Here is a 12,180-nt window from a genome sequence, read left to right on the forward strand (position 1 = left end):
GTAAAAAAAGTAAGGCCGGATCAGATAACTATTCGTTATCGAGATGTAGATGATTCAAGCGCTGCGGGTACCGGAGGGGGCGCTCGAAATGTGGTCGTGGAATTGTATAAAGGAATGAATAAGGTAAAGACTATTGCAAAAAGTATCTCCGTAAGCGGTAACGCAGAAAGGGCTAGGCAAGATCTTCATTCGCTTTTTGGTGAGGAATATGGTCTCGGGTTGAGGGACATATGGACAGGAACGTTCCACACCAACGAAATTGCAAACCACAATAATCAGCAGTTGAAGTAATGCGGATAGCAGACGTTCGTATACCATGCAGCATTTGTCAAAGTGGGCTCTCTGCCGCCATCGGAGACGTCGCAGCATTCCCAACCAAGACACCAATTTGCAGATCATGGACGGCCCATTGCTGCCGTTCGCTTGCGAGTCGGGATGCCGCGGTGCGGCCCGTCGAACCGGCCATTCGCAGCGACTGCAAAATCCCGACATAAGCGAACTCACGGTCTGCGGACAAAGCGCCATTTCGCAGTATTTGCGCCAAGGACCGCTTTTGGGTCTACTCGACAACACATAGGCCTAATTATGTAATATTTCTAATGAAAAAATAGGTTGGCGAGCTCAATAACCCACCAACCTATTTTCTCACAAATCATGTAAACACAAAGTCATCCTGTGTCAGGCTTGGCAATCCATTGCCTTCTAGCAGAACACTTCCTTGAGAGGTGTGGATAGAAATCCCTACTGCGACATCTGTGATCGTTAGGTCGGCAAAGGTCAGGCCAATAAACTCGATCTGATCCTCACCAGAAACAAAGTCTGTGATGATGTCATTGCCGATTGCATAGTTGGCGTTGAACAAGAATACATCGTTGCCTTCACCTCCAGTCAGCGTGTCATCTCCGTTGTCACTGCCTCCGTTAAGTGTGTCGTTGCCGTCAAAACCTTGGACTAGATCGTCGCCATAACCACCGTTGACGTCATCATCGCCTGCACCACCAATCAAAGTGTCAGTTCCCAAGTTGCCTCGCAATGTGTCGTTCCCTGAGCCGCCCCAGAGTGTGTCATTGCCATTATTGCCGCGCAGATTGTCTGTTCCAGCACCACCTTTTAAGAAATCATCACCGGAACCGCCGGTTAGTGTGTCATCACCTAATGCGCCATCAAACACCACATTCTCAGTCCGTCCAAGCAGGTTGTCAGCGCCACTGCTGCCAGCAAAACCCGATACCTCTACGCCGTCCGCAAACTGGAAGGATTCGATATGTACACCAAGATCGTTGAACTTGACTGACCCACCGTCATGTTTTGTCCACGAGATAACAAGCAAGCCGTTCTCTTCTGAGACCGTCACTTCGTCCCAGTTGAGGTTTTGGAATTCAACTATGTCATGGTTGTTTGATGTGGTTTCCTCTTCTTCAAACACGAAATGATTCAAACCCAGAGAGTGAATCTGATAGCGATCACTACCAGTGCCGCCATCCAAATACTGTTGGCCTTCACCACCATATCCTGCGGTCAACACGTCGTTTCCCGCCCCGCCGTAAAGCGTGTCGGAATCGAGATTGCCATAGAGACGGTCATTGCCATCTCCGCCCGTCACTGTGTCGCGTCCATTCCAGCCCCAGAGTGTGTCGTTGCCATCCACACCGTAAATCTGGTTGGCGAGGTCATCGCCTTTCAAGTTGTCATTGTGGAGTGATCCAAGCAGCCCTTCGATTCCAACAAACGTATCCCCCTCGGCGTGGCCTCCTGTGGCCGTTCCCTCAACCAAGTCGATGAACACGCCTGCGTCCGAGTCACGATAACCCGCTATGTCCAGTACACTTTCGCCACCGTCTAGTATGTCTGCGCCCGCACCACCTTCAAGGTAGTCGGCACCTTCGCCACCTTGTAGATCATCCACGCCGTCACCGCCAAAGAGGGCATCCTCACCGCTGCCACCGTCAAGTGTATCCAAGCCTTCGTTACCATAAAGAAGGTCTTTACCTGTGCCACCATCAAGATCATCATCACCTTCGCCACCGGACAGCAGGTCATTGCCATAATCGCCGATCAGCGTATCAGCACCTGCACCGCCATGAAGCGTGTCCGCAGATAACCCACCGTTGAGCCAATCATCACCAGCTTCACCGAAGAGAAGATCGGAACCTGAGTTGCCAAAGATGCTATCTGCACCTTCACCACCACCAAGAATGTCAGACCCGTCACCACCCGTTAGCGTGTCATCGCCATCACCGCCGATCAAAGTATCTGATCCAGTGTTCCCAATAAGACTGTCATTGCCTTCGTTGCCGCTGAGGAGGTCAGAACCACTTCCGCCACGCAAGGTATCGGTTCCAGCGCCTCCATACAGGGCGTCACTGCCGGAGCCGCCAACGATTGAGTCATCGCCGCCAAGCCCAGCGAGGGTATCGCTCCCAGTGCCACCATTGATATTTCCAGCATTGTCATTGCCAAGCAGGAGATCATTTCCGGCCCAACCAGACAAAACGGGAGAAATCCAATAGGTATTGGCTCCAGAGATATGATGCTCGCCATCGGCTTCTGTGACTTGCTCTCCGTCACCCATCGACCAGTCATGGCTCAACCGAACATAATCATCGCTGGTGTCCAGTTCTTCATCCGTGCTCAAAACTTGAATATCACCGTTCGCGAAATGGATTTCTTCCACATCGAGCAAATCGATTACGACCCTGCTGCCTCCCGTCAAATAATTGACGAGTTGCCATTGGTTTCCGACTTTGTGTGTAATTGAATCGACAGAATTTACATTGAGTTTGAGCACGTCGAAACCAGTTCCGCCTTCAACAATCGACCAGCCCCAGCTCCCGTTGCTGTGGTCTTGAAGATAGAAGGTATCATTCCCTTCGCCGCCAATTAGATGGCTGTCACCGCGCCAGAAGTACAGATGATCGTCACCCTCTCCACCGTCCAGCGTGTCGTCTCCGCTTGTTCCATCGAGTGTGTCGCTGCCTTCACCGCCGTCGATAAAGTCGTCACCACTTCCACCAGTGCCGGAGTCGTCACCCTCTCCCAAGAACATGACATCATCGCCATTACCACCGTTTGCGGTATCATCGCCAATACCTGCCGTGAGAAAGTCATCGCCGTTCGACGCATTCAGCAGATCATTACCCGCATTGCCTGAAACGAAGTCATCACCAAGGCCGCCCAAAACTGTATCGTCGCCGTTGCCACCAGACAAGACATCGTTGGATAGGCCACCAGTGACGCTGTCGTCGCCATCTTCACCATGGATTGCAATGTTCTCCATTGAACCAGATGCAGTTATGTCATCATCGCCAGCGCCACCAAAAACTTGTGCGAAGCCGTTCGCAACCAGATCAAAGGTTACCGCATCATCTGTCGCGACAATTCCCGTATCAAATCCATCGCCACCTAAAACGACGGCATCATTAGCGTCAAAGAATATGACATCGTCGCCCTGATTGCCTTTTAGTGTGTCGGAGCCTTCGCCGCCTGAAAGCATGTCAGCCCGTAACCCGCCAACAATGCTATCATTGCCCTCAGCACCAGAAATTCCGACGTTGGTAAGGTGGCCAGAAGCGTCGAGAATGTTGTTAAATTCATCACCTACTGCGCCGTTCAGATTTAAGGTCGTCAGATCAATGTTGTTCGCACCACTATCAAGGCCGCCATACATTTCCACAGCCTCACCATATAAATATTGCTCGCCGTTTTCGAATTCAATCCGGTAGCCATATGTTGTTTCAACGCGTCGCCAGCCTTGGGTATTGTAAGCCAAAGTGACATCCCCAGCTTCACCAACAATGGTCCCATCCGCCTGAACATCTTCGTCATCGTAGTCGATGATAACAGTTCCGTCATGAATGAACGTCGCCAAACCATGCAACGTATTGCCGAACACCGTGATGTCGTCATCAGTTTCATCATACCCACTTTCATCAGCGTAAGTCAGATTGATTTGAGTAATACCCCACTCTGAAAGATGTTTCAGTTCACCATCATCAACCACGCCGTCCTGATTGAGGTCCTGCCAGATGTTCATGGACGACCAAACAGCATCTTGGTCGTTTAAGATGCCATCGCCATTGGTATCAAAAATCAAGTTCCCGTCTTCATCCGTAGCTTCTGCTAAGGCCTGCAAATCGGTCATTTCACCGCTGCCCCAAAGAGCAAAGGCCAGCTCACGGGCTTGGGTTATGTCGTTATCACCTTCACCTATCTCGCCGTTTTCGTCGAGATCAATGACCAAGAAACCATCATCTGCAGATGCCCACGCAGTTTGTTCATAAAACCCGTCTTCGTCCCAATCAAAATTCACCAAACCATTTACAGTGAGTTCAATTCCATCTCCATCAAGGTCAATAATGACAGGCATTTGACCACCACCGATATTATCGTGGTCTTGATTCCCATGAGTTGTCCCGCCGGTATGCTCTTCGCCGTTCGGATCGTAAGTGCCTAGCGGGCTAGATATGACGCCCGAGCTCGTAACGGTGACGGAGCCGTCCTCAGCGACGACTATGGTATGAAAGTCCCAGCCCGTGTAGGGACCATTGTATGCGACAGCCCCAGGCTGACCGTGTTCATCAGCATAATGATATGCCGTATACCCCGGAGTAGAGAGGTCGTCCCCGCTCTCGGAACCCGTAACCTCAGAGCTACCACTACCGCCCTGAATTATCCCGTTCTTTGCATTTTCGACAATGCTATGAAGCTGTTGTTTTTGGGCAGGTGAAAGAACATCACTGCTCATTAAATCTGCAAGCGCATCTTTTACCGATTCCTCATCTAGCCGATCCGCGAAATTTTCAGAGTTTATAGCATCTTGTATAACACCTAAATGACCAAAGGCTTCGTCTAATTCTTCAGCGTTCTCTAAGTGTTCCGACGCCAGATAGGCTAATGCACCACCTGCAACCGATATTGTTCCAATAACGACTCCAAGCAAGCCTCCTGTTGCTACAGTTCCAATAACCCCCAACACAACCAAACCGCCACCAATAACTGAAAGATTACCTTGTATATCACTGGCGACATCACCGCTTAGGCCGGGTTCAATACCCAATACATCTGACAAATTCACTTTCTAACCTTCCACATTTGCTTGGATATGAATCCAGTTAAATCAAAAAGAGCGAGATGAAGCGCAAAAGTCATACCCAATTTGACAAAATATTCGAGACTGGAATCACCAACCATGCCAATAGCAATAATAATTGCGCTCAGCAGCAGAATTACTCGGAACGCTCCATACTCTTTATCTCGCAATTTTTCGCTCAGACTAAAGTCATTTAGCTCCAATAAGACGATGATATTCGTTACAAGGAAGACCAAGCCAATTGAAACAATTGATGACGCCCCCCCTCCCAGCGAAAAGTAGGAAAATAACAAACTTGTTGATAAAGCTATCGCCACATATGCCATGTATAAATCCCCAACTTTTCATTAGCCCTACTAGCCGATCACGCCCACACCCACAACCAAAAAGGGAAAAATTAACTATCCCAAAGCACTTTCACTAGGCCCCCATAAAACGAGGGTTTTTAGAAAGATGCTTGGTTACAGTTCGCGTATAGCCATACCAACCTAGTAGGCGTCTTTGAGCGGTTTCTTGAAACTAGCCACCAGAAGCTACCTGAGCGTTCCATCAACAAATCGTTAATGCCAGTGCTCACGCTTAGGCTGCTCCTAATTTATTATCCGACAGTGCCACTGTGAATGGCGGTTAAGATTTGAACGCACTCTCAACTTGCACTTGCAGCGAATGTCGGCTTCCCGCCCCTCCGCCCCACCATCGGTCTCGGGCCGCCCCCCTCAACAACACCCCCCAAACTGCCCCACTAACCGCCCCAGTTTTGCTGTTCGTTGAGAAAAGGTCATGGATTTCAAGCAGTGGCTAGGGTTCCTACCATCCCAGCCAACCTTCTCTGACAGAGTAAACCAACACCCGGACAACCCGTCAGCGTGGGTCATGCCCTAGTTTTCTGCTCCAGTTATTGCGGGTGTAGCGGGTAACCCCTCCCTGCTTTTGGGAGAGGTCGAGGACATAGCCACGGGCTTAGAGAGTGTGCCAGTCTACCCCGTTAGTACGTCGTTCCCGATCATCATTCAGGTTGTCTCGCCGATCCCCAATGGTCAGATGTCACGGGTTCATGCAGCGCCGATTATGACAAAGGTGTCGGACAACCTGATGACGGTTGGTAGCGAGCTGGTTTTGGATACAACACGCAAAACGATAAGCGCGATCTTGACCACTCATGAAACGCACCTTTCTAGGTTCCGCCGTTACGGTGACCATGCAGCCGTTCTCATCCGTTTGGGTCTCCGCTAACAACTCGGTGACCTTAACCAGCGCAGCGTCGTAATGATAAGAAAGCAACCTCTGGACCTGTCTCGGTTTGATGCCGCTCCTTTGATAGCATTTACTGCAGCAAAGGAGACGAACTATGCCCCGCCCGTCAGGGTTATATGAAGCATGATCCCGAAATGAGACTGAAGCGGACGGACGCATTCCGGCAAGATGCTGTGCGGATCGCATTGACCAGCGGGCTTACGCGTAAACAGGCGGCTGATGATCTTGGTGTCGGGATGTCGACACTGAATATACGGTTCACAGCTCACCGAGACACGAATGTGGTGTCGAAGAAAGATTTGAGCCTCGCCCAAGAGAATGATCGGTTTCGACGCGAGAAACGCATTCTCAAGGAGGAGAGGGAAATCTTAAAAAAAGCAACACAGTTCTTCGCGGGCCAAAAGCCATGAGGTTCCGGTTTATCGAGGAACACCGTGGGTCTTTCCATACGGAACGCCTGTGCAGGATCATGAATGTCAGTCCGCGCGGTCTAAGGGCCTTCCGCACCCGTCCAGCCAGTCGCAGACAACGAGCTGATCTGGCGGCGATCATGGGAAACGCGGCGACAGGCCGAGATGGCGATCTTCCACTCTTATTGATACTTCGTATCAATTGCCGTGCAGTAAAATACATAAACGGATTCTACAATCCGCGACGCCGTCACTCAACTCTCGGCTGGAAATGCCCCGTCGCTTTCGAAAGGAAAGTGGCCTAAACGAGCACTTGGTGCGGCACTAAAACGCGACAGGTCCACTGCTACTCCGGAGTTCAGAACAACTTGAAGGGCAAGTTCAGCATAATTTTCCCCGAAGCTTTTGAGGGTTTCATAATACGCAACGTGATCACCGACTTCCGCATGTGACGCCAAAATAGATAATTGGGTGCTGGATAGGCTCATTTAAACTTCCCTTCACTGATTAACATGCACCCAAGGAATTGGGTGACATTGGCTTTGATTGTTTTCCATTCGGATAGGTGCGAACCGTTAAAGCGTGTGTTCACGTCAACGGCATGCGCTCGAAAATAGTGAGAGCATGTTTGATTGACCCCATAACCCTCTCTGCTACACCGGAACACGTCCGTCACTGTGTTTGACGCGTCATAGCCTGAGTACATTATCGAGTGCATCACGACAGGACGTGCTGGTTCAGTTCGGACAAGATCCAAATTTGCAATGTAGTTTCGGGTTAGCCCGCCATGCAGTTCAGGTTTTGGAAATCGGTTGCGGGTTAAGGATTGTAGTATTTGGGGTAAATCTGTCGTATCAGCGACCACAATACTCAAATGACGTTGCCCCCGCTTATCCCAAAACGCACGCAAGTCTCTGCTGTGAATCGGCGCAAAGTTGTCCATGTCCACGCGAAATCCGTGGCTTGGCACAGTATAGCCTTCGTTGAAATCCCATCCCTCTTCCAGATAGTTGCGCGGCAGCTTGATCGGCAGCGTCTTGCCTTCCATCTCCATCCGTAGGAATTGGTTCACCGGCGCCTTGCTGCCCCACACATTCTCTTTCAGGTCAAATAGATGGTCGCAAAAATCCTCCGGAAGTCTGCTGTACGGGATGTACGCAGGGTCTGATGTGGGGGCGTTAGAATCCGACATCACATTGTTTGGCAGCGTGCATATACACAAAGCCGCTACCCAAGCCCACTTCGAAAACACGAATGCACCCCCTAGTTCAAATGCGTATTTAGATCGCCAAAATCTCGGTGTGCTAGTATGAGAATGCAGGAGTGATAGCTAGTTAAAAACTACCTATGGGTGTATAGTATAAGCGTAGTGGCGTCAAAAGGTGTTGAAGCCGAATTAAACATTTTCAGCGAGTGGACGTGAATTTAGGAATGGTGGCAAAAACACAGTTTTGAGCACCTTCACCGTCACAATTTCACGGCAACCCTATTCCCGCGATAGGTAAAAGCTCCTGCAAGCGAGGGTTTTGGGGAAGATGCTTGGTTACAGTTCGCGTACAACCATTACGGTCTAGCAGGCGTCTTAGAACGATTTCTTGAAACCATATCTCCGAAAACTGCCCCTGTTTTGAGTTTTCGGAGGCGGTAGTTGGAATTTTCGATAGCCACCAGAAGCTACCTGAGCGTTGCCGTCCACATACCGTTCAGGATGCACCTGCAGCGAACTTCTGCTTTCCCGCCGTCCGCCCCACCATCGGTCTCGGGCACGCCCCCCCTCGACACCCCCCCAAACTGCCCCTGTTTTGTTGTTCGTTGAGAAAAAGTCATGGATTTCAAGCAGTGGCTAGGGTTCCTACTATCCCAGCCAACCTTTCTTCAAATACAGTGACCGACCCGTGCGAAGCGCATAGAACTTTTGCACTTTGGTTTTGGTCGGTTTCTCCCGTTTGGATCGACATTGTAAAACTGTGTTTCATGATGGCCTGCAAAGGCCCAAACCGCGTCTTTTGGCAATGCGACTACCCCAGCGTGTGCTTGCTGCGGCTGTTCGATAACCCGACGTTCCGCGACCCTTATCCAAAGAGGGCCTTGCCATTGGCGAAAAACAGGCCAAGCTTAGGGCATAAATAACAGCACGGGGATTTTCCATGAAAACGACAATTACAACCATGATCGGCGCTTTGCTGATTTCGACGGCGGCACCGGTCAGCGCCGAAACGCTGCGTTGGGCCCGATCCGGCGATGCATTGACGCTTGATCCTCATTCCCAGAATGAAGGTCCGACACATACGATCCGCCACCAGATGTACGAGCCATTGATCATCCGCGACGTGACAGGCGCGTTTGAACCTGCGCTGGCCACTGACTGGGCCCCTAAAGCAGATGATCCAAATGTATGGGTGTTCAATTTGCGCCAAGGCGTGAAGTTCCACGATGGCGCGGACTTTACGTCCGAAGATGTAGTGTTCAGCTTTGAGCGCGCCAAACAGCCCAATTCCGACATGAAGGAATTGATCGGCTCCATCACAGAAGTTCGCGCGACGGGCGACTATACCGTTGAAATCGTCACAGACGGGCCAAACCCGATCCTGCCGTCGAACCTGACCAACCTCTATATGATGGACAAAGGCTGGACCGAAGCGAACAACACAGTTGACGTGCAGGACTTTGAAGGCGGCGAAATCACCTTTGCCACGACAAACGTGAACGGCACCGGCCCTTACACGCTGACCAGCCGGGAACCTGACGTGAAAACCGTCATGACACGCAACGAAGCCTATTGGGGCCGCGACCAGTTCCCAATGGAAGTGACGGAAATCGTCTATACCCCCATCCAGAACGCCGCGACCCGTGTGGCTGCAATGTTGTCTGGCGAAATTGATTTTCTGCAAGACATGCCTGTGCAGGACCTTGAGCGCGTGAACGCCGTAGACGGTTTGGTCGTCAAGCAAGCGCCACAAAACCGTGTCATTTTCTTTGGCATGAACCAGGGCGCGGACGACATCGAAAGCGACAGTGTAGACGGCGCCAACCCCTTGGCTGATGTGCGTGTGCGCAAAGCCATGTCCATGGCGATCAATCGCGACGCCATCCGTCAGGTTGTGATGCGTGGCCAAAGTGCGCCTGCCGGCATGGTGGCCCCACCCTTCGTCAACGGTTGGACCGCTGAAATGGATGCGGAATCCTCTACCGACATCGAAGGAGCCAAAGCGCTGATGGCAGAGGCAGGCTATGCAGACGGATTTTCGATCCGCCTTGATTGCCCCAATGACCGTTACGTCAACGACGAAGGCATCTGTCAGGCTGCGGTTGGCATGCTGGGCCAGATCGGCGTCAAAGTGAACCTTGATGCCAAACCAAAGGCACAACACTTTCCGTTGATCACGGACAGCAAAACAGACTTCTATATGCTGGGCTGGGGCGTGCCGACGTATGATTCCGAATACATCTTCAACTTCCTTGTGCATGGTCGTGAAGCTGAAATCGGAACATGGAACGGCACCGGTTTTGACAACGATGACGTCGACGCCATGATCAAATCACTTGCGTCCAACACCGATCTGGCTGCGCGGAATGCAGACATCGCCAAAATCTGGCGTGTTGTGCAAGATGAACAGCTTTACATCCCGATCCACCACCAGGTTCTGAACTGGGGCATGTCGGAAAAAGTGGGCATCGAAGTTGATCCCGAAGATCAGCCAAAGGTTAAATACTTCACCATGAAGTAAACCATCCGGGCGGCGCATCATCGCAATTGATGCGCCGCCTGTTTCAATTTTTCAACGCCAGTCCATTTTGGTCCAGTTCAGGAAAACCCATGTTACGCAATTTTAGCTACGCCGCTCTTTTCGCCGTTTTGGCCCCTGCAGCCTTTGCCGAAGACTTCAAATGGGCTGTCACAACAGACCCTCAAACTCTGGACCCCCATGCTGTTAACTCTGCGCCGGTCCTTGGTTTTTTAAACAACGTCTATGAAGGTCTTGTGCGCCGCGGGCAGGACATGGCCATCGAACCGGCACTTGCCACAAGCTGGGAAGCCATCGGGGCCGGCGAAGGGTGGCGCTTCAAGCTTCGTCAGGGCGTGACCTTTCAGAACGGTGCCGCATTTACCGCGCAGGACGTTTTGTTTTCCTATGAACGCGCTTCAAGCGAAGCCGCCGACACCAGAAGTTGGTTTGCACCTGTGTCCGGCGTGGTCGTTGTAGACGATTACACGGTGGACATCATGACCACCTCTCCAAACCCGATTTTCCCCGACAGCATCGCCAACTGGATGATCATGGACAGCGATTGGGCGCAGTCCAATGATGCTGGCCGCCCCGACAAAGAAGCAGGCAACCATGCCACGCTGAATGCCAATGGCACCGGCGCATTTGCCATCACAAACCGTGAACCGGGCCTTCGCACTGTACTTGAGCCCCATGACAATTGGTGGGGCGATGCCACACACAACATCACACGCGCAGAGCTGACGCCAATCCAGAACCCCGCCACCGCTTTGGCGGCCCTGTTGTCGGGCGACGTCGATTTCATCAATCCTGTACCTGTCCAAGACGTGGCGCGATTGCAAAATGACCCGAACGTCAATGTCATTCAGGGCATCGAAGCCCGCGTTATCATGCTTGGCTTTCCTCATAAGGCCGAGGCGCTAAAATATTCGTCCGAGACCACGGACGCAAACCCGTTTGCCGACGCCCGCGTGCGCCGCGCGGTGGCCCATGCCGTGAATGTGCCCGCGATCTTGCAGACCACGATGCGCGGAAATGCCCAAGCTGTGAACCAATTGGTCAGCCCTGCAATGCGTGGGTATTCAGATGTGCTGGGCGGCAACGCGGCCTTTGATCAGGATGCTGCACGCGCCTTGTTGGCCGAAGCAGGTTACGCGGACGGGTTTTCGTTTGGGCTGAAATGCCCCAACAACCGTTATCTGAACGATGAAGCCGTGTGTCAGGCCATAACTGCAATGTTGGCGCAGGTCGGTATGCGCGCGACTTTGGACGCGATGCCGGTGCAAAACTATTGGCCTGAATTGCGGGCAGACAACTACGACATGTATCTGCTGGGGTGGTCACCCGGCACCTTTGATGCCGAACACCCCGTGCGCTTTCTGGCCGCCACGCCCAATGAAGAAAAGAAATTGGGCAGCTGGAATTTTGGCGGATATTCCAACGATCGTGTCGACGCATTGCTGCCGATGATACAATCCGAAATCGACGAGACAAAACGCCAGGCGATGCTGGATGAAGTTGCCCAAACCCTGCAGGATGAAACGGCCTACGTTCCACTTTATGTGCAGCCTTTGGTCTGGGGGACGCGGTCCAATATTGAATTGGTGCAACGCCCGGACAACTTCTTTATCTTGCGCTGGGTCACTGTTAACTAGCACTGCTTAAGAGGGGCAAACGCCCCGACCCACCTTGTCACGCT

At 51.7% G+C, this 12,180-nt stretch carries 6 protein-coding genes and 2 pseudogenes; 4 read left to right on the plus strand and 4 right to left on the minus strand.

The window, feature by feature from the left end:
• Window positions 1-652 precede the first annotated feature (652 nt).
• Window positions 653-5,074: a calcium-binding protein gene (locus tag ASD8599_RS15155; RefSeq protein ID WP_108829306.1), complete on the minus strand. Its 4,422-nt coding sequence runs from the start codon at window positions 5,072-5,074 to the stop codon at window positions 653-655.
• On the minus strand, window positions 5,071-5,415 hold the full coding sequence (locus tag ASD8599_RS15160) for a hypothetical protein (protein ID WP_108829307.1): 345 nt from the start codon (window positions 5,413-5,415) through the stop codon (window positions 5,071-5,073). Before ASD8599_RS15160 ends, ASD8599_RS15155 begins: the two co-directional genes overlap by 4 nt.
• 1,062 nt (window positions 5,416-6,477) lie before the next feature.
• Between ASD8599_RS15160 and ASD8599_RS15165 the strand changes: the two are divergent.
• A pseudogene (locus ASD8599_RS15165) lies at window positions 6,478-6,893 on the plus strand (transposase); the annotation flags it as partial.
• Window positions 6,874-7,058, plus strand: a pseudogene (locus ASD8599_RS20565) (hypothetical protein); the annotation flags it as partial. The pseudogenes ASD8599_RS15165 and ASD8599_RS20565, both read left to right, overlap by 20 nt.
• Here ASD8599_RS20565 and ASD8599_RS20315 read toward each other — a convergent pair.
• Together ASD8599_RS20315 and ASD8599_RS15170 are read right to left on the minus strand one after the other, a co-directional pair.
• Entirely contained in the window at window positions 7,008-7,241 is a 234-nt protein-coding gene (locus ASD8599_RS20315) for a hypothetical protein (protein WP_181364562.1), read from the minus strand. The pseudogene ASD8599_RS20565 and the gene ASD8599_RS20315 overlap by 51 nt on opposite strands.
• Window positions 7,238-8,005, minus strand: coding sequence for a hypothetical protein (locus ASD8599_RS15170; RefSeq protein ID WP_181364506.1), 768 nt, complete (start codon window positions 8,003-8,005; stop codon window positions 7,238-7,240). The genes ASD8599_RS20315 and ASD8599_RS15170 overlap by 4 nt, the downstream gene beginning before the upstream one ends.
• Before the next feature lie 895 nt (window positions 8,006-8,900).
• Here ASD8599_RS15170 and ASD8599_RS15175 point away from each other — a divergent pair.
• Together ASD8599_RS15175 and ASD8599_RS15180 are read left to right on the plus strand one after the other, a co-directional pair.
• Entirely contained in the window at window positions 8,901-10,481 is a 1,581-nt protein-coding gene (locus tag ASD8599_RS15175; RefSeq protein WP_108829309.1) for an ABC transporter substrate-binding protein, read from the plus strand.
• An 89-nt stretch (window positions 10,482-10,570) separates the two neighbouring features.
• Window positions 10,571-12,136, plus strand: a complete 1,566-nt coding sequence (locus ASD8599_RS15180; protein WP_108829310.1) for an ABC transporter substrate-binding protein — start codon at window positions 10,571-10,573, stop codon at window positions 12,134-12,136.
• The last annotated feature ends 44 nt before the right edge of the window (window positions 12,137-12,180 follow it).

It is taken from the genome of Ascidiaceihabitans donghaensis (genome assembly GCF_900302465.1).
Lineage (GTDB): Bacteria > Pseudomonadota > Alphaproteobacteria > Rhodobacterales > Rhodobacteraceae > Ascidiaceihabitans > Ascidiaceihabitans donghaensis.

Bases quoted from the DNA above. Each gene is read 5' to 3' on its own strand.
- ASD8599_RS15160 (WP_108829307.1), bottom strand. From the start codon at position 5,415: ATGGCATATGTGGCGATAGCTTTATCAACAAGTTTGTTATTTTCCTAC.
- ASD8599_RS15180 (WP_108829310.1), top strand. From the start codon at position 10,571: ATGTTACGCAATTTTAGCTACGCCGCTCTTTTCGCCGTTTTGGCCCCT.
- ASD8599_RS20315 (WP_181364562.1), bottom strand. From the start codon at position 7,241: ATGAGCCTATCCAGCACCCAATTATCTATTTTGGCGTCACATGCGGAA.
- ASD8599_RS15175 (WP_108829309.1), top strand. From the start codon at position 8,901: ATGAAAACGACAATTACAACCATGATCGGCGCTTTGCTGATTTCGACG.